This is a genomic window from Bacillus ectoiniformans, from assembly GCF_016908875.1.
GTDB classification, from domain to species: domain Bacteria; phylum Bacillota; class Bacilli; order Bacillales; family Domibacillaceae; genus Bacillus_BX; species Bacillus_BX ectoiniformans.
Map to the genome: position 1 here is coordinate 26,370 of NZ_JAFBES010000016.1, position 18,920 is coordinate 45,289.

An 18,920-nucleotide genomic window follows, 5' to 3' on the forward strand; every position below is an offset into this window, starting at 1 on the left:
ATATAAAAATAATGGGGAGGAATTTGAAATGACTAACGAACGCGTACAACAATTAAAAGAATCTTGGGAAAATGATGCGAGATGGCAAGGAATTACACGTCCTTATACGGCAGAGGAAGTAATTAAACTTCGCGGTTCTATTGATATTGAACATACATTAGCTCGCAGAGGATCTGAAAAACTTTGGAAGTCTCTACATACAGAAGATTTCATTAATGCTCTAGGTGCATTAACTGGTAATCAAGCTGTTCAGCAAGTAAAAGCTGGTTTGAAAGCTATTTACTTGAGTGGCTGGCAAGTAGCGGCGGATGCTAACATGGCAGGACAAATGTATCCTGACCAAAGTTTATATCCAGCGAACAGCGTGCCTAACGTAGTTAAGAGAATTAACCAAGCGCTTCAAAGAGCAGACCAAATTTCTCACATGGAAGGCGACGATTCAATTGATTACTTCGCGCCAATCGTAGCGGATGCAGAAGCAGGCTTCGGCGGCCAATTGAACGTGTTCGAACTAATGAAAGGCATGATTGAGTCTGGTGCGGCTGGCGTTCACTTTGAAGATCAGCTTTCTTCAGAGAAGAAATGCGGACACTTAGGCGGAAAAGTTCTTCTTCCAACTCAAACAGCTGTTAAAAACTTAATCTCAGCTCGTCTTGCAGCTGACGTAATGGGTACACCAACGATCCTTGTTGCTCGTACAGATGCGAATGCAGCTGATTTAATTACAAGCGACTTCGATCCATACGATGCTCCATTTATTACTGGAGAGCGTACGCCGGATGGTTTCTACCGTGCGAAAGCTGGCCTAGATCAAGCAATTGCTCGCGGACTTGCTTACGCTCCGTATGCTGACTTAATCTGGTGTGAAACGTCTGAACCAAACCTTGAAGAAGCTCGTCGTTTCGCTGAAGCCATTCACGAGAAATTCCCAGGCAAAATGCTTGCTTACAACTGCTCACCTTCATTCAACTGGAAAGCTAAATTGGATGATGAAACAATTGAAAAATTCCAAGTGGAACTTGGTAAAATGGGTTACAAATTCCAATTCGTTACACTTGCTGGTTTCCATGCTCTTAACCACAGCATGTTCCAATTGGCTCTTGGCTACAAAGATCGTGGAATGGGAGCTTACTCTGAACTTCAACAAGCGGAGTTCAATGCTGAGAAAGATGGCTACACAGCTACTCGTCACCAACGTGAAGTTGGAACTGGCTACTTTGACCAAGTATCCATGGTTGTTTCTGGCGGCCAATCTTCTACAACTGCCCTTAAAGGCTCTACAGAAGAAGAGCAATTCCAAACAAGCAAATCTTAATAATAGTAGAAAGAACCTCCAGGCTGCGGCTTGGAGGTTCTTTTAAACTTTATAGCTAGGATTTCTTTAATTCTTGAATGACATTCTTAATCAGAAGATCATCTTTATTTTCTACTTTAAAAGCAGCATATATTGTATTTTCAACCGAAAGCTCAGGGAAAAGAATTACAGACTTTTCCTGTTTAATTGAATCCTCTATTAAATAGGTTGGCAAAATGCTGATCCCCATGTTTTGCTCAATGCCTTCAAGAATAGTTCTTAAATCAGGAAAAATGTAGTTAGGCTTTAATTCAGGGCGTTTTTTAAAGTGAACTCGCCAATATCTTCGAATGATTGGAAGTTCCAGTCCAAAGCTCAGCCATGTTTGTTGATTCAGCCAATCTTCCCGATCATTCGTATTTATGTGATTTCCTGAATAGCCAGCAGGCGCAGTAACGACAAAAGATTCATCTTCAATTTTAGTATATTCTATTCCGTCAACCTGTGTTTTCTGTGTAGTGATAATCATGTCTACTTCATCTTTTTCGAGTGCCTTTAATAAATTGTGCGCCAAGTTGAATTGAACTGAAAACCTCGTATTGAGGTCGCTTAATTTAAATAATGCGGATTTAGTAAAGTACTCAGCAGGGGAGCCGATCTTAATTAGGGGTACCGATTTGGTATAAGAAGCGTATCTTGTTTCTAATGTTATACGCTCTAAATTTTCAATCAAGGGTACAATTTTTGTATAAAGTTCTTTTCCTTTATCAGTTGGAATCATTTTACGCGGAGCACGTATGAATAACAGCTCTCCTATTTCTGATTCCAACGCAGCTAAATGCTGGCTCATGGCAGGCTGAGTCAGAATTCTTGCTTTGGCAGCTGCTGAGACAGAACGGTGCTGATAGATGCTGATAAAACTTCTGTACCATTCAAAGTCAATCATATTAAATATTCTTCTTCCTTTCGATAAGCGTAAGTTCGTAATTTACATTATAGCAAAGAGGAATTGCAGATAAAAAAGCATCGTCCATCACTGAACGATGCAAAGTTTATTGAACGATTTTCTCAAGCCGGTAAACATTTCTTGATTCAATCAAATCCTCAGTACCTTGGCGGTAGGCTTGATAATGTTTGGATTCAATATGTTTTAAAAGTGATTCTTCATCCTGCCACGTTTCATAGAATACAAATTCATTTTTATTCTCAATGGAAGCATGTAAGATGTATTCAATACATCCAGCTTCTTGACGAGAAGGAGAAATGACTTTGATTAATTGTTCACGAAGCAGTTCTTCTTTTCCGGTTTTTGCTTTTAAGATTGCTGTGATTGTTATTGCCACGGCACATTCCTTTCTGGCTTTCAAGTACGGCAGACTATCACTATTGAATTTTAGCCACAATTTTTCCCTTCACGTGCCGTTCTGACAGCTCTAGAAGTGTTTGAGGGACTTCTTCCATTTTAATCACTCGTTCTACCAATGGAGAAATTTTCTTCTCGGCTACTAATGAAAGTAATTCGTCACCGATTTTAGCTAAATCCCGCTCAGCTTTTTCGTCTTGGTTATGGTGGATCGCATTAAGAGCGACTTCATGATAAGAAATAACTTTTGAGAATGGCTTAATATGTGTATAGTCCGGTGCTCCGGCAATATGGGCGATGTGGCCATTATAGGCGATCATGTCTAGAGAACTGGTTGCACTGTCTCTGCTGACAGTATCCAGAACAGCATCCACCCCACGTCCGTTGGTTACTTCCATCACCCGAGCCTTCACATCTTCTTTTGAATAGTCAATCACGTAATCTGCCCCTAGAGACCGCACATACTCATGATTATGTGCGGAAGCAGTTGATATCACCGTCTTGCCAGTCGCTTTTGCTAATTGAATGCCAAAGCCTCCAACTCCGCCGGCTCCGCCATGAATAAGAATGGTTTCAATAGAAGACATCGGCAGTTTTCTGAATAATGCCTGGTAGGCTGTATATCCGGCAGTTGGCAGGGCAGCTGCTTCTTCAAATGATACAGTATCGGGAATTCGTGAAATAGTATGAGCAGTCGTCACTCCATACTCAGCATAGGCACCAGGTTTGTTGAAATCTCCGTGATACACTACTCGATCTCCTGTTTTCCAGCCGGTTACACCTTCGCCCACTGCATGAATCGTTCCTGCAGCGTCTAGACCTAGTATGTGAGGATAATGCCAATGGGGATTCCCATTCGTTGCGGTTTTATAATCGACAGGGTTTAATCCTGCAGCATGAATTTTTACCAGAACCTCGCCTTTTTTAGGAGTAGGGCTATCGATTTCTTCCACTTTCATAGTTTTCCACTCATTCTTTCCGTTAAGCAATAAAGCTTTCAATTTGTACACTCCTTTATATTTGTCAGTGCTACATGTAAGTTACCTTTTCCACGACAAGCGTAAACAAGAAAAATATTTAGGTGAAAGCACCATGGTTGCCAATTCAATGACATTCAGCTGCTTAAGATAATTGTTTAATAACTTCTTTTGCAACACTAATCGTCGATTGAGGATTTTGTCCGGTGATCAGATGTCCTTCAGTTTGAAGGTGGTCGTTCCAATTTGATACTGCTACAAAATTTGCACCGAGTTCTCGCAACCGTGTCTCCAGCAAGAATGGCATGAATCGATCTAATGTGGTCTCTCTTTCTTCGGCATCGGTAAAAGCAGTCACTGTTTTTCCTTTAACTAAAGGAGTGCCATCGGATAGTTTAACGCCGACTAAACCAGCAGGACCATGACACACTGCAGCCACAATTCGGTTAGATTCATACATATCTCGGATAAGAGACTGGAGCTTTTTGTTATCTGGCAGATCAAACATCGTTCCGTGTCCGCCTGGTAAGAAGATCGCATCATAGGAAAGTGATCCATTAAGTTCTTCTAGCTTGGTTGTGTTCTCTAAATACTTGGCTGTATCGAGAATCTCTTGCGGTGTCTCTCCTTGTAAGCTTCTTTCGTCTACCGGTGTCTTGCCGCCAAGAGGGCTAGCAACGGTAATATTATAACCCTGTTTTTTGAATTCAATATAAGCTTCTCCAAATTCAGATAGCCATAGTCCTGTTTCGTGATTCTCGTTCATTTTATCAGCTGTTGTGACAACCATTAATATATGCTTTGACATGTTAAATTCCTCCTAAGATTGTGATTTACTCCACTTATCTTAAAGCTCAACAACCTATAATACAAATTAGAAAATAAAGACCTTCCTATAAAAATATTTATACATAAAAGAAAAGAATCCTCCTGCATAGGGCAAGAGGATTCGTCTTTGTTAATTTTTCAATTCATCTTCTAATGTTTCTTCCATATCATCAAATGTTTCTCTGACTTTTTTACCTGGTCTGCTTGTGATCATACTGACAATGATAACGGCTAGTGTACTTAAGAAGAAGCCTGGAATCATTTCATACATAAGCTCTTTCAACGCAGGTACGCTGATCCAAATGATAACAGTGACTGCACCTGTAATCATACCAGCCAGGGCACCCCACTTCGTCATTCGCTTCCAATATAAACTCAATAGAAGCGCTGGACCAAAGGCTGAACCAAACCCAGCCCAAGCATTCCCAACTAAAGATAGGATTGTGTCATTCGGCGTGTACGAAAGCATGATGCCGACTACTGCTACTAGTAAAACAGCTAATCTTCCAATCAAAACTAATTCCTTGTCTGTGGCTTGTCTGCGGAAAAACGCTTTGTAAAAGTCTTCAGTTAACGCACTAGAAGTAACAAGCAACTGAGAAGAAATCGTACTCATAATCGCCGCTAAAATCGCTGCCAATAAGAATCCTGTAATTAGCGGGTGGAACAATACTTCAGAGAAAACGATAAACACTGTTTCTGGATCGCCAAGCTCCATTCCTTTAGTTGACACATAAGCAATTCCGACAAGACCGGTTGCTAGTGCACCAATAATGGACACAATCATCCAGCCCATTCCAATTCGTCTGGCTACTTTTAAATCCTTCACATTTGTAATCGCCATAAAGCGAACGACAATATGCGGCTGTCCAAAATAACCAAGTCCCCAGGCTAGGAACGAGACGATGCCTAGAAAGGATGTACCTTTAAACATATCCGTTAAGTTTGGATCGATGGCACGAGCCTCTGTCATAGCAGCTGAAATACCGCCGAGCTCCGTAAATGCAACGACAGGTACTAAGACTAACGCGATAAACATGATCACGCCTTGAACAAAGTCTGTCAAACTCACAGCCAAGAATCCGCCGAAAAGTGTATATGCCATAACTACTCCTGCTGTAACGAATAAACCTACCCGATAATCCATGTTAAACGCTGATTCAAACAAGCGGCCTCCAGATACAAGTCCGGCAGAAGTGTAAAGGGTAAAGAAAGTAATAATGACAATAGCAGATACTAGTCGTAAGATCCTAGTTTTGTCCATGAAGCGTTTTTCAAAAAAGTCTGGGATAGTAATCGAATCATCTGCAATCTCTGTATACGTACGCAAACGAGGAGCTAATAGCAGATAGTTTAGATATGCACCGACTGCTAGACCAATTGCTAACCAAGCACTTGATAGCCCCGTGGTATACATTGCACCAGGTAGTCCCATCAACATCCAGCCACTCATATCAGATGCACCCGCTGATAAAGCTGTTACACTGGGACCTAATCCTCGTCCGCCAAGCATGTAATCAGACAGATCAGACGTTTGTCTGTATGAATAGAGGCCAATACCGATCATAGCGATAAAATAGATGGCCAATGATATAAATATTTCAATACTCACCAAATCTCTCCTTTATAGATTTTAATTGTGACATTAGTGTTCACAAAGCTTAACGTTATTAAACCTAGCAAAGATTTTATTTTGGTTCAAGGAAGTTGCTAGCTGTCTTGACACGTTTAAAAACGCTGTAACCATGAAGGTTATAGGGATGAAAACGGTTACAAAAAGGAGTTAAAGTAAAAATATTCTGAATTATAACAACCGATAATTTTTACTTATATTACAAATTCCTGTTGTTTATTGGTGATTTTTATGGATGTAGCTATTATCAGATTAGGGTTCGTGGTAAAATAATCTTTATGTGCAATGCACTGTCATCAAGGCAGTTCCTGTTGCTTTATTGCTTTGACGAAGTGAAATTTGATAAAATTAAGAGTATTTTCATCGTTTTATTTTATTTGGAGGTGAAGGAAAATGTCACGTATTTCCGAAGAACAAGTTAAGCATGTCGCTCACTTAGCCCGTTTGGCGATCACTGAGGAAGAAGCACAGAAATTCACAACTCAGCTAGATGCGATTATTACGTTTGCAGAACAATTAAATGAATTAGATACAACAGGTGTGAAGCCGACTTCACATGTACTCGATATGAAAAATGTGCTTCGTGAAGATAAGTCTGAGCCAGGTTTATCACAAGAAGAGGTATTAAAAAATGCACCGGATCAAGCAAATGGACAAATCCGAGTGCCGTCCATTATTGAATAAGGAGGGGAAACCCATGTCACTTTTCGATCATAAACTGACTGAGCTTCATGATCTTTTACATAAGAAAGAAGTGTCAATTAATGACTTAGTCGATGAGTCTTATAAAAGAATTAATGAAGTCGAAGATAAAGTACAAGCATTTATCACATTAAATGAAGAGGCAGCTCGCCAAAAGGCGGAGGAATTGCAGGCTAAAATCGGAACAGACGAATCTAAAGGCCTGTTGTTTGGTATGCCTATCGGTATTAAAGATAACATCGTAACCAAAGGACTTCGCACGACGAGTGGAAGTCAAATCTTAAGCAACTTTGATCCTATTTATGATGCGACTGTTATGAATAAGCTTCATGCAGCTGAAACGATCACAATTGGGAAGTTAAATATGGACGAGTTCGCGATGGGATCTTCCACAGAGAACTCAAGCTACCAAAAAACACGCAACCCTTGGAATGTCGAGCATGTGCCAGGCGGATCTTCAGGTGGATCAGCAGCTTCTGTTGCAGCAGGTGAAGTTCCCTTTTCACTAGGTTCAGATACTGGCGGATCAATTCGTCAGCCAGCTGCTTTCTGCGGTGTTGTCGGATTAAAACCAACATACGGACGCGTGTCTCGTTTTGGTTTAATTGCCTTTGCTTCCTCTTTGGATCAAATCGGGCCGATCACTCGTAATGTCGAGGATAATGCTTACCTTTTACAAGCGATTTCAGGTGTAGATCCTCATGACAGCACATCTGCAAACGTACCAGTCGATTCTTTTACTGAAGGAATGACTGGCGATGTGAAAGGCTTGCGTATTGCTGTGCCTAAAGAATATTTAGGTGAAGGTGTTTCTCAAGAAGTGCGTGAGTCTGTAATGAATGCCTTGAAAGTGCTAGAAGGACTTGGCGCAACTTGGGATGAAGTCTCTCTTCCGCATTCTAAATACGGTGTAGCTACTTATTATCTATTGGCTTCCTCTGAAGCTTCTTCAAACTTAGCTCGTTTTGACGGCATCCGTTACGGTTACCGTGCAGAAAACTCGGATAACTTGATTGATTTATATAAGAAGACTCGTGCAGAAGGCTTCGGTGATGAAGTGAAGCGCCGGATCATGCTTGGAACGTTTGCGTTAAGTTCTGGCTACTATGATGCGTATTACAAAAAAGCGCAGCAAGTCCGTACATTAATTAAGAAGGACTTTGAAGATGTCTTTGAAAATTATGATGTCATTATCGGTCCAACGACTCCAACACCAGCGTTCAAAATTGGTGAGATCATTGATGATCCATTAACGATGTATGCAAACGATATTCTAACGATTCCTGTTAACTTGGCAGGCGTACCGGGCATCTCTGTTCCTTGTGGATTCTCTAATGATATGCCACTTGGTTTACAAATTATCGGTAAGCACTTTGATGAGAAAACAGTATATCGTGTGGCGCATGCGTACGAGCAAGCGACTGATTTCAATAAACAAAAACCAACGCTGTAAGGGGTGAAAACAATGAACTTTGAAACGATTATTGGATTAGAAGTCCACGTAGAATTAAAAACAGAATCAAAAATCTTTTCGACGGCACCTGCTCATTTTGGCGCCGAGCCGAATACAAATACGACCGTAGTTGACCTTGGCTATCCAGGCGTTTTGCCGGTCATGAACAAGCGAGCGGTAGAATTCGCGATGAAAGCAGCGATGGCGTTAAACTGTGAAATTAACACAGAAACGAAGTGGGACCGTAAAAACTATTTTTATCCGGATAATCCGAAAGCTTACCAAATCTCTCAATTTGATAAGCCAGTTGGAGAAAACGGCTGGATCGAGATCGAAGTCGGCGGCGAAACGAAGAGAATCGGTATTACCCGTCTTCATTTAGAAGAAGATGCAGGGAAATTGACGCACTCAGGCGACGGCTATTCATTGGTAGATTATAACCGCCAAGGAACTCCGCTCGTTGAGATCGTTTCTGAGCCAGATATTCGCACGCCAGAAGAAGCGTATGCTTACTTGGAAAAGTTAAAAGCAATCATTCAGTACACAGAAGTGTCTGACTGTAAGATGGAAGAAGGATCTCTTCGCTGTGATGCGAACATTTCTCTTCGTCCATACGGTCAAGAAAAGTTCGGTACGAAGGCTGAGCTGAAAAACTTAAACTCGTTTAACTTCGTTCGTAAAGGACTGGAGTATGAAGAGAAGCGCCAAGCTGATGTGTTAAACGCTGGCGGCATCATCGAGCAAGAAACACGCCGTTTCGATGAATCGACTGGCAAAACGCTATTAATGCGTGTGAAAGAGGGCTCGGACGACTATCGTTACTTCCCAGAGCCAGATCTATTGGAAGTCTTTATTGATGAAGAATGGAAAGAGCGTGTTCGCGCGAGCATTCCTGAGCTTCCGGATCAGCGCAAAAAGCGTTACATCAGTGAGTTAGGTTTGCCGGAGCATGATGCGAAAGTGTTAACGTTGACGAAAGAAATTTCCGACTTCTTTGAAGCGACTGTGAAATCGGGCGCTGATGCGAAAATGGCATCTAACTGGATGATGGGTGAAGTATCTGCCTATTTAAATGCGGAAGGCAAAGAATTGTCTGATGTGGCATTAACGCCGGAAGGTCTTGCGGGCATGATCGGTTTAATAGAGAAAGGTACAATTTCTTCTAAGATCGCGAAGAAAGTGTTCAAAGAGCTAATCGAAAATGGCGGAGATGCCGAGAAGATCGTGAAAGAAAAAGGACTTGTGCAAATTTCTGACGAAGGCGAACTTCTGAAATTTGTATCGGCTGCTCTGGATGCTAATCCACAATCGATCGAAGACTTTAAAAATGGTAAAGACAAAGCGATCGGCTTCTTGGTTGGACAAATTATGAAAGCTTCAAAAGGCCAAGCCAACCCACCTGTATTGAATAAATTATTGCTGGAAGAGATTAAAAAACGTTAATAGAAGTATAGTATGGAGGCCCTCTCAAGCGAAGCTTGAGGGGTTTTTGTAGTACGAGTGAAAGAAAAGTCGTGCGAGTGAAAAGAACATGGGAGTGAATGAAAACAAACGGGCGTGAATGAAAAGAAAGGTGGAGTGAGTGAAAATAGAGTAGCTGAATGAAAAGAAATTCATGCGAGTGAAAAGAACATGGGAGTGAATGAAAACAAACGGGCGTGAATGAAAAGAAAGGTGAAGTGAGTGAAAGTAGAGTAGCTGATTGAGTGTATTTTAAATCCTACTAGAAAAAATAAAAGGATATTTTTAGATAAATCTCAAAATCTAGAAAGGATTTAGTAACTTTTGCGCAGAAATAGTGATTAATACTTGTTAAGGAGAGATGACATGATCGCTAAAGAGCGAGGCATACCTATAAGGATATTAAAATTAGAATCTTTATTAAAAAGGTTACCGGCAAATCATTCTAAGCGTTTACGTATTGAAGAAGACTTGGCTATTGCCAAAGCTGGGTTCCGGGGTGAACAATCAATTGACTATTACTTAGACTTTCTTCCGAACCTAGATTATACATTCCTCCATGATTTAAGACTCCCCATCCGCCAACAGTTCTTTCAAATTGATACCCTGCTCTTAACCCCATACTATTTATTAATAATCGAAATGAAGAATATCGCAGGAACAATTTACTTTGATGACGTATTTCAACAAATGATTAGAATTGTTGATGAAAAGGAAGAACGATTTATCAACCCAATCTTACAAACAGATCGCCAAAAATTATTATTAAAAGAATGGCTTAGACTGTACGGATATCTAGAAGCACCAATATATACAGTGGCCGTTTTTTCCAACCCCAAAGCGATAATCAAAACCTCCGCAAACAATCACCGCATTGCGCAGAATATTATTCAAATAGAACAGCTTCCTCATTACTTAACTAATCTCGCACAGAATCAACCAACTGAAATATTTAAGAAAAAAGATATTCAAAAAATATCGTTTCTACTAAATAAGCATCATACTTTTATTGAGTCTGATATCCTTGCCTGGTATCAAATTTCCGAAAATGAAATCCGAAAAGGTATACAATGCCCGAAGTGTCACCAATTTTCTATGGATAGAATAAAGCGGAAGTGGGAATGTCCTTCCTGTCAACATCGCTCTAAAGATGCTCATATCCTCGCTTTAAAAGAGTACTATTTTTTAATTCGCTCTACTATTACTAACAAGCAATTACGAGATTTTTTACAGGTTTCAGGATGTCGCATCGCTTCTCATTTACTATATATTTTAAATTTACCAAGTTCAGGGCCTAGCAAGTGCAGAGCGTATGATCTAAAACCAATTTGCAGCAATAACCAACTTGACTAATCGGATATAATGTATTAAATTATATATAACCTATAAAAATAATCGGAATTAATATTTTAGGAGGAGATTAAGCATGAGAGAGCAATATTCAGTCATACCTGGTGCAGAGTCGTTTTATTTTGAGGGAAATGAAATTGGAATTTTGTTGTCTCATGGGTTTATCGGAACTCCGCAAAGTGTACGTGAGCTAGGTGAAAAGCTGGCAGAGCAAGGGTTTACGGTGCTGGCACCGCGCCTAAAAGGACATGGCACACATTATTTAGATATGGAAAAGTGCACGCATGAAGATTGGTACCGGAGTTTTAAGCTTGGTTATCGTTTTTTGAAAAGCCGTGGAAAAAAAGTGTTCTTGATGGGCCAATCTATGGGTGGAACGCTGGCGCTCAAATTAGCTTCAGAAGTGGATGATATCGAAGGATTGATTACAATCAATGCGGCCTTATCGATCCCGAGCTTAGAATATTTAAAAAATTCCCCTGCCCCGCGATTTATTGAGGAAGGAGCCCCGGATATAAAAGCAAAGAATGTGTTTGAGATTACGTATAATAAAGCGCCGGTGCATGCGATTAGAGAATTGCAGAAGCTAATGGAAGAAGTGCCTCGGAACTTGTCAAAAGTAACAGTTCCTGCCCTGTGTTTGAAATCCTATGTGGATCACGTCGTCCCGCCGGAGAATACGACTTTCATTTACCAGTCTATCTCATCAGCAGAGAAAAAGATGATCACGCTGCCGAATTCGTATCATGTAGCATCTATGGATCATGATAAAGACCAAATTGCAGAAGCTGCCACTCGTTTTATTTGGAGACATGCGTCGATGCGCGCTTATGCTTAATCATGTTAAAAAGCAAAGGATCAGGTCCTTTGCTTTTTAATTGAAGAAAAGTTGCTCTAATAAACCTAACAAAAGCACGGATGAAATAAATGTCGGTATTAAAAATAAAACTTTAGTTCGCAGTCGAATACCGTTAAATCGAATATACGACTTACTAGCGATAGTGAAAGTAAGTATAGTGATCGGAAGGCTAATACAGATGGCAATGAAATCAATTCGAGTAAATGGTTTACTAATGTATTGATCAAAGACAATGTTGATGGCGAATAGCGTGGTAAATAGAGAACATTGATAAATAAAAAATTTTACATAAATCATAGTCGGCCCCTATTCGGCTGAATTTATCTTAGTATATCATTCTACATGAATGAGGAAGAAGGAATTAACCTTCCGTGTATCGAATTATTATATCAAACTACTTACACAGACACAGGAGGAAATCATGACTTCTTTTGATGAACTGCTGAACAATAAGCCGACACTGGAATGGAAAGAGAGAATGGATGAAGAGGACGATATTTTCACAGAGGAAAACATTCGTGCTGCAGATCAAGTTTTAAATCATTACATGACTCGTTTAAAAGCGTTAACTAACCCCTCGCAGGAAGAGGTCATGGAATGTGTAGAGGAAGTGGTCATAAGTCTGAATGAATTAAATGAGAAGTATGATTATTTTATCGAAACCGAAGAAAGAGAAGAATTATGCGAGTTTATCGATGAAGCTGCACAGCTTGCTGGTGTGCACTCTGATGAAGATATAACGGAAGAGTGGAGGGAATGGTAATATAATCCCTCCGTACATAGAAAGGGCACTACATATTTTGTTTGTTTAATAGGTAGCGCCCTTTTTTTGTTTCTATTAATAATAAAAGTAAATCAATGGAGCGTTGAAACCTGCCGTTCCACGCCGAATTGATCCGTTATTTGTCCATATAATCGGCTCCGGAAAGTTTCTTTAAGCGACATAGATACTTTGCCGCCTTCTGCTAATTTCTCAAACACTTCTTTAGACTTTTCTGCACAGTCTATTCTGATGGATACACTTACTTGTGATCCAAGCTGGTATGGCTGACCTGGGAATATATCTGAAATCATGAGGTCAGTGTCATCGCTTTTAAGTGGGCATGTAAAATACGGTTTTTTACTTCAGCAGGAATGGGGGGTAATGAAGGTTTTCAGGCATTTCTCCAAACGTCTGCACACTTTCAACTTTTGCAACTAATAAGAGGATCAATGCCGACAGATGGACGATTGATCCTCTTTCCAATTAGATATCTCTATTTTGAGCGAACGGGGTGTTTTATCACTTCAGTCAAAATAGCTACAGCCTGTTTCATTTCCTCTTCGGTTACGTTCAAAGGAGGAAGAAGGCGTAAGACATGAGTGCCGGCTGTTAAGATTAACAGCTGTTTTTCGCGTGCGGCATTTACGTAAGGACCGGCTTCTTCGGTGAGTTCGATGCCGATCATCATTCCTTTTCCTTTGATTTTCTTCACGGTTGAAACGGAAGATAGCTCCGCTTCAAGCATGGACGCAAGTTTCTCACCATTTTCTTTCACTTGCTTTAGAAAGCTATCATCAAATATCATTTCTAGCGTAGCTTTAGCTGCTGAAAGGGATACGGGATTGCCGCCGAATGTAGAACCGTGGGAACCAGGGGAAAAGGCTTCAGCAAGTTCTTTTTTGCCAACGATAGCGCCAAGTGGAAGGCCGCTGGCAATTCCTTTTGCGACGGAAATGATGTCAGGATCTAAGCCGAGATGCTGAAACGCAAACGGTTTTCCCGTCCGGCCGATGCCGGTTTGTACTTCGTCAATGATAATCAGAGAACCGTTGTCTTGAGCTAGCTTCTGCGCTTTTTGAAGGAACTCCGCCTCACCAGAATTAATGCCGCCTTCGCCTTGAATCACTTCAAACATAATGGCTGCTGTTTGCTCATCCACAGCCTTTTGCAAAGCTTCCCAATCATTTAATGCCACATATTCAAAGGTTTCGAGCATAGGGCCGAAGCCTGTTTTGATTTTATCCTGTCCAGTTGCCGCCATCGTAGCAAATGTGCGGCCGTGGAACGAATCAATGAATGTAATGATTTTCTGGCGGCCGGTTGATTTTCGAGCTAACTTAATAGCTGCTTCATTCGCCTCGGCACCACTGTTGCTGAAAAAGACTAAATCAAGCCCGGAAGCATCCGTCAGCTGTTTCGCTACTTCTTCCTGAAGCTCAATTTGAAATAGATTGGATGTATGCCAGAATAGACCTAGCTGTTTTTCAACAGCCTCTTTGATCTGATCAGGCACATGACCCAAATTGCATACGCTGATGCCAGAAGTAAAGTCCAAGTACTTTTTGCCGCTTTTATCGGTCAGCCAAGCGCCCTTTGCTTCAACCGGCGTGACATTCCAGCGGGCATAAGTCGGAAATAAATAACTCATACAGTCACCTTTTCTTTCGTAAATTCTGTGCCATGCCATGCGCCTTGCTCATAAAATGGCTTCTTTCCAGACACGATATGGACGTGGTGCACATGATCGGAAAATGCTTTAAGGGCCGATTTTACTTTCGGGATCATTCCGCCGCTGATTACGCCTGCTTCAATTAATTCGTTCGTTTGCTGTTCAGTCAGCTGAGAAACGAGCTCGCCGTTATGAAGAACTCCGTCCACATCGGTCACCATCAGGAAATGATCGGCGGATACAGCGTTAGCAACCGCACAAGCTGCATGGTCTGCATTGACATTTAATACCGTGCCGTCAGGTCCAGCAGCGATTGGAGTCAGTACCGGCACTACATTTTGATGGCATAGAATTTCAATCAGGTCGCTATTCACGTTCGTGACATCGCCTACGTACCCAAGCTGTTCCTTATCGATAAATTCAGCTTGCATTAGTCCATTGTCACTTGAATTTAAGCCAATTGAAGCAATTCCATGCTGTTCAAGAAGACGCACCAGCTTGCGGTTCATACTGCCAGCAAGGGCGAGTTCCGCTGTTTCTAGCACTTCTTTTGATGTGACACGCAAACCATCTTTAAACTCGCTCTCGATTTTTAGTGCATCTAGCATGGCATTGATTTCAGGCCCGCCGCCGTGAACTAAAATGATGGAGTAGCCGTTCGCTTGCAGCTCCTTCATGCTGCTGAAAAAATCCTCAGACAATTCCTTTAATACACTTCCGCCGCATTTCACAACCACTGTTTTCATGAAATCCTCCTTATGTAATAAGATTATGGATAAAACGGAAATCCTTTTAATCCTGCGGTTTCTTCAAATCCAAACATTAAATTGGCATTTTGAATCGCCTGCCCGGCAGCGCCTTTCATCAGGTTATCAATGACAGCCACAATCGTGACTCGGTTCGTACGTTCATCTACGCTTACGCCAATATCACAGAAGTTAGAACCTGCTACTTCTTTGATAGAAGGGAACTCACCGAGAGGACGGACGCGGACGAAATAATCATCTTGATACGTTTCTTGATAAAGTTCATGAAGCTCTTTGGTCGTCATCTTCTTTTTTAATGGGGCATACATAGTAGACATAATTCCTCTTGTAACCGGGAGCAAATGGGTCGAGAAAGTAATCGGCCCCGTCATGCTGCTCCACTGACTAAGCTGCTGCTCAATCTCAGGAATATGCTGATGCTGATTGACTTTGTAAATAGAAAAGTTATCATTCATTTCTGCAAAGTGAATCATTTGCGATAGGCCGCGCCCGGCACCAGATACGCCGGATTTTGCGTCAATAATGATTTGACTTGCGTCAATGGCTTCCGCTTGAATAGCAGGTGCTAACCCAAGGAGTGTCGCTGTAGGGTAGCAGCCAGGATTGGATAAAAGTGTGGCTTCCTTCACGGCGTCCCGGCTCCATTCCGTTAGGCCATATACCGCTTGATCGAGCACATTTTGTGTAGCCGGATCTTTTTTATACCAGTTTTTATAATCTTCTGGATTCTTCAAACGCAAGTCTCCGGAAAGGTCAACGACTTTTGTTTGATTGGATAAAAGGTTAGGTGATAAACCGACGGAAGCGCCAGACGGGACGGCAAGAAAGACGACATCCGCTTCCTCTATGATTTGCTCTTCGTTAATTTTGGTTAATGGCAAGGGACAAATATCGATTAAGTGCGGGTACTCGCTGGAAGCTGGCACCTGGTCTTTGCTTGAAGAATAGATGGAATGAAGGTTGAATTCTGGATGATTGGATAAAAGACGTATAAGTTCAATTCCTCCGTAACCGGTTGCGCCGATAACTGCAGCTTTCATAGGTTCCTCCTAAAAATATAATATTTATTTTTATTCATTATTATTAATAAATATTCTATTATTATAAGATTGACAGCTGATTAAATCAACCATTTTTGAAAAACAGCTAAACTTTAGGCATAATAGACAAGAAGCTACGATTCAATAATCGGTTTAGAACCAAATAAAGATAAAGGATTTACACGATGATGTATCGAATTAACATGAAGTCAATCAATTTTTTGATTTAGATATGGGGGATCGCACCATGAATTTATTAGAGTGGTTTAATAAGGGCATTCAAAAAGATCAATACATACGAGGCATGACGAAGCATCAGACGGACTTAATTAACATACACTCCTCTTTCCAGCTGTTGAAAGAGGAAACATCCTTTTTAGAACGGGTAAAGGAAGAGAAGCTGAAAGTAATTGTGTTGACCGAAGACTGGTGCGGAGATGCGATGCTGAATGTGCCGATCTTATTAAAAATGGCAGAAAAAGCAGACATCGATGTTCGATTTTTATATCGAGATGAGAATATAGAATTAATGGACCAGTATTTAACTAACGGAACTTCCCGCTCCATTCCGATCTTTATTTTTATTAATGAGGAGGGAGAGGAGAAAGCGGTTTGGGGACCTCGGGCTCAAGCTGTGCAGGAACTGGTCAACAGCAAGCGCTCTAGTCTGCCTCCGCTTGACCATGAAGACTTCCAAGTGAAGCAGAACGAAATGATTGAGCAGTTGACAGAAGCATTTGTGAATGAAAAAGGATTATGGCAAGAAGTGTACCGAAGCATGAAGACAACGATTGCAGAAAGACTTCTTTAAGAAAAAAGACAGGCTGTAGGAGAGGTACTCCAGGCCTGTTTTTCATATATCGATGGCTGATAGACGATTCTTTAGCTTTGTTCGTGATACGATGAAGAAATGAAAGAGGGTGAGACAATGGATGAAGTATCTCGTTATTTACACCGGTTAAAAATTAAACAAGAAGAACCAACGTTAAATTATTTGCAGCGGCTGATACAACACCATTTGTCGCTGATCCCTTATGAAACGTTCAGCAAGTTTCATTATTATATAGAAGATAAGAAAGATGTGCCTGATTTCTCTGAATTTATAGCTAACCTCGAACAAAGAGGATGGGGCGGCACTTGTTATTCATTAAATATAAATTTTGCTAGATTGCTTGAAAAACTGGGGTATGCATGCCAAATGGTTCGAGTAACCCCGGGCCATGCGGCGATCATGGTAACGGTTGGGGATCGTAATTATTATGTAGATGTCGGGTACGGTTCACCGATCATTCGGCCGATTGAGCTAGCCAGCAAGCAACGCCACGTGCTTCACGGCTTTGGAGAAGAGATTATTTTCACAAGAATAAATGAGCATCATTACTTATTAGAGCGGCGTTCAAACGGCAAAACATTTGTCACTAAACAAATTACATGGCTGCCATTGACGGAAGAAGAGTTAGAAGAAGATGTGTCAGCTTCCTATAAGGATGAGGAAGACAATGTCACGATGCGCAGAATATCAGCCGTTCGTTTTTATGGGAATGAGTGTTATTTCCTGCGTGATGATGTGTTAAAAGTGATGAATTACCGGGACATTCGTGAGTACCGCTATCGAAATAAAGAACAATGGATGCAGGCGGTTGCTCAAGCTTTTCATGTAGACGAGATTTCTATGAAAGAGTCACTCGACTTTTTAGATCAAAGAGGAATCTCTTTGTTCAAAAAATTACGTGATGAATGAAATAGATTTTTTGACGGAAAAGTAGTAATATGAATGGAGAAAAAGAATATACTGGAAAATTTGCACATTGTTTTTAACATGAGGACTAGGATGGATACACAATGAAAAGAGCAAGAATTATTTATAACCCAACATCGGGACGTGAATTGTTTAAGAAGAATTTACCGGAAGTGCTTAAAAGACTAGAGGAAGCCGGGTTTGAAACATCAGCTCATGCAACAACTGGTGAGGGCGATGCGACAAGAGCAGCGAGAATTGCGGTAGAACGCCGCTTTGATTTAGTTATTGCAGCCGGTGGAGACGGGACTTTAAATGAAGTAGTCAATGGATTGGCAGAACAGGAATATCGGCCGAAGCTAGGGGTCATTCCTATGGGAACCACGAATGATTTCGCGCGTGCGCTAAAGATTCCCCGTGACATTCACGGAGCGCTGGACGTCATAGTGAATCAGGCGACGATCCCAGTGGATATAGGCCGTATGAATGACCGTTACTTTATTAATATTGCCGGCGGAGGTCGTCTGACTGAACTGACCTATGAGGTGCCTAGCAAACTGAAGACGATGCTTGGACAGCTCGCCTACTATTTAAAAGGAATTGAAATGCTGCCGTCCATAAAAGCATCAGAAGTCACGATTGAATATGATGGGAAATTATTTGAAGGGGAAGTCATGCTTTTTTTGATCGGGTTAACGAATTCCGTAGGCGGCTTTGAGAAGCTGGCACCGGATTCAAGTGTGAATGACGGGTTGTTTTCATTGCTGATTCTGAAAAAGACGAATTTGGCAGAGTTTATCCGAATCGCAAGCCTAGCTTCGCGTGGTGAGCATCTTCAAGACTCTCATGTCATTTATACAAAAGCAAACCGGATTAAAATTCATGCGCCTCAAAAAGTTCAATTAAATCTCGATGGAGAATTCGGCGGCTCGCTGCCTGCAGATTTTGAAAATCTGTACCGTCATTTAGAAGTGTTTGTACCAGTGGATCAATTGCGCCCGCAGGATCGAATTTATTAAAAGG

Annotated in this window: 18 protein-coding genes and 1 pseudogene; 10 read left to right on the plus strand and 9 right to left on the minus strand. The window is 41.2% G+C overall.

Going from position 1 to position 18,920, the window contains the following annotated elements; translation table 11 throughout:
• Positions 1-28: 28 nt before the first annotated feature.
• On the plus strand, positions 29-1,315 hold the full coding sequence (gene aceA / locus JOC78_RS15450) for an isocitrate lyase (RefSeq protein WP_204557640.1): 1,287 nt from the start codon (positions 29-31) through the stop codon (positions 1,313-1,315).
• 55 nt (positions 1,316-1,370) lie between these two features.
• Here aceA and JOC78_RS15455 read toward each other — a convergent pair whose 3' ends face one another.
• From JOC78_RS15455 to putP, 5 genes are all read right to left on the minus strand, one after another.
• Complete coding sequence (locus JOC78_RS15455; RefSeq protein WP_204557645.1) at positions 1,371-2,240, minus strand: LysR family transcriptional regulator; 870 nt, start codon at positions 2,238-2,240, stop codon at positions 1,371-1,373.
• A gap of 106 nt (positions 2,241-2,346) precedes the next feature.
• A complete protein-coding gene (locus JOC78_RS15460; RefSeq protein WP_204557648.1) occupies positions 2,347-2,637 on the minus strand; it encodes an antibiotic biosynthesis monooxygenase in 291 nt (96 codons plus the stop codon).
• A 40-nt stretch (positions 2,638-2,677) separates the two neighbouring features.
• The gene (locus tag JOC78_RS15465; RefSeq protein ID WP_204557652.1) at positions 2,678-3,658 is read right to left on the minus strand and encodes a zinc-binding dehydrogenase; all 981 of its coding nucleotides are present in this window, start codon (positions 3,656-3,658) and stop codon (positions 2,678-2,680) included.
• Between the two features lie 121 nt (positions 3,659-3,779).
• The gene (locus JOC78_RS15470; protein ID WP_204557654.1) at positions 3,780-4,442 is read right to left on the minus strand and encodes a type 1 glutamine amidotransferase domain-containing protein; all 663 of its coding nucleotides are present in this window, start codon (positions 4,440-4,442) and stop codon (positions 3,780-3,782) included.
• Positions 4,443-4,592: 150 nt separating this feature from the next.
• Positions 4,593-6,074: a sodium/proline symporter PutP gene (gene putP / locus JOC78_RS15475; RefSeq protein ID WP_204557657.1), complete on the minus strand. Its 1,482-nt coding sequence runs from the start codon at positions 6,072-6,074 to the stop codon at positions 4,593-4,595.
• A 414-nt stretch (positions 6,075-6,488) separates the two neighbouring features.
• Between putP and gatC the strand changes: the two genes are divergently transcribed.
• From gatC to JOC78_RS15505, 6 genes are all read left to right on the plus strand, one after another.
• Entirely contained in the window at positions 6,489-6,779 is a 291-nt protein-coding gene (gene gatC, locus JOC78_RS15480; RefSeq protein ID WP_204557659.1) for an Asp-tRNA(Asn)/Glu-tRNA(Gln) amidotransferase subunit GatC, read from the plus strand.
• Between the two features lie 13 nt (positions 6,780-6,792).
• The gene (gene gatA / locus JOC78_RS15485) at positions 6,793-8,250 is read left to right on the plus strand and encodes an Asp-tRNA(Asn)/Glu-tRNA(Gln) amidotransferase subunit GatA (RefSeq protein ID WP_204557662.1); all 1,458 of its coding nucleotides are present in this window, start codon (positions 6,793-6,795) and stop codon (positions 8,248-8,250) included.
• A 12-nt stretch (positions 8,251-8,262) separates the two neighbouring features.
• Complete coding sequence (gene gatB, locus JOC78_RS15490; RefSeq protein ID WP_204557665.1) at positions 8,263-9,693, plus strand: Asp-tRNA(Asn)/Glu-tRNA(Gln) amidotransferase subunit GatB; 1,431 nt, start codon at positions 8,263-8,265, stop codon at positions 9,691-9,693.
• Between the two features lie 384 nt (positions 9,694-10,077).
• Positions 10,078-11,064 carry a nuclease-related domain-containing protein gene (locus tag JOC78_RS15495; protein WP_204557667.1) on the plus strand — a complete coding sequence of 329 codons (987 nt, stop codon included), beginning with the start codon at positions 10,078-10,080 and terminating at the stop codon, positions 11,062-11,064.
• Between the two features lie 73 nt (positions 11,065-11,137).
• Positions 11,138-11,899 (plus strand): alpha/beta hydrolase, encoded by a 762-nt coding sequence (locus tag JOC78_RS15500; RefSeq protein WP_204557669.1) that lies wholly within the window; start codon positions 11,138-11,140, stop codon positions 11,897-11,899.
• A gap of 442 nt (positions 11,900-12,341) precedes the next feature.
• Positions 12,342-12,683, plus strand: a complete 342-nt coding sequence (locus JOC78_RS15505; RefSeq protein ID WP_204557670.1) for a hypothetical protein — start codon at positions 12,342-12,344, stop codon at positions 12,681-12,683.
• Between the two features lie 92 nt (positions 12,684-12,775).
• On the opposite strand, the pseudogene JOC78_RS17530 reads toward JOC78_RS15505, so the two are convergent.
• The 4 genes and pseudogenes from JOC78_RS17530 to argC all read right to left on the minus strand — a co-directional run.
• A pseudogene (locus tag JOC78_RS17530) lies at positions 12,776-13,121 on the minus strand (VOC family protein); the annotation flags it as partial.
• Between the two features lie 55 nt (positions 13,122-13,176).
• The gene (locus JOC78_RS15515; RefSeq protein ID WP_204557673.1) at positions 13,177-14,331 is read right to left on the minus strand and encodes an acetylornithine transaminase; all 1,155 of its coding nucleotides are present in this window, start codon (positions 14,329-14,331) and stop codon (positions 13,177-13,179) included.
• Positions 14,328-15,098 (minus strand): acetylglutamate kinase, encoded by a 771-nt coding sequence (gene argB / locus JOC78_RS15520; protein ID WP_204557674.1) that lies wholly within the window; start codon positions 15,096-15,098, stop codon positions 14,328-14,330. The genes JOC78_RS15515 and argB overlap by 4 nt, the downstream gene beginning before the upstream one ends.
• A 23-nt stretch (positions 15,099-15,121) precedes the next feature.
• A complete protein-coding gene (gene argC / locus JOC78_RS15525; protein ID WP_204557675.1) occupies positions 15,122-16,159 on the minus strand; it encodes an N-acetyl-gamma-glutamyl-phosphate reductase in 1,038 nt (345 codons plus the stop codon).
• A gap of 247 nt (positions 16,160-16,406) precedes the next feature.
• On the opposite strand from argC, the gene JOC78_RS15530 reads away from it, so the two are divergent.
• From JOC78_RS15530 to JOC78_RS15540, 3 genes are all read left to right on the plus strand, one after another.
• Positions 16,407-16,970, plus strand: coding sequence for a thioredoxin family protein (locus JOC78_RS15530; protein WP_204557676.1), 564 nt, complete (start codon positions 16,407-16,409; stop codon positions 16,968-16,970).
• Positions 16,971-17,087: 117 nt separating this feature from the next.
• Positions 17,088-17,900: an arylamine N-acetyltransferase gene (locus JOC78_RS15535; RefSeq protein WP_204557684.1), complete on the plus strand. Its 813-nt coding sequence runs from the start codon at positions 17,088-17,090 to the stop codon at positions 17,898-17,900.
• A gap of 101 nt (positions 17,901-18,001) precedes the next feature.
• The gene (locus tag JOC78_RS15540) at positions 18,002-18,916 is read left to right on the plus strand and encodes a diacylglycerol kinase (RefSeq protein WP_204557687.1); all 915 of its coding nucleotides are present in this window, start codon (positions 18,002-18,004) and stop codon (positions 18,914-18,916) included.
• Positions 18,917-18,920: the final 4 nt, after the last annotated feature.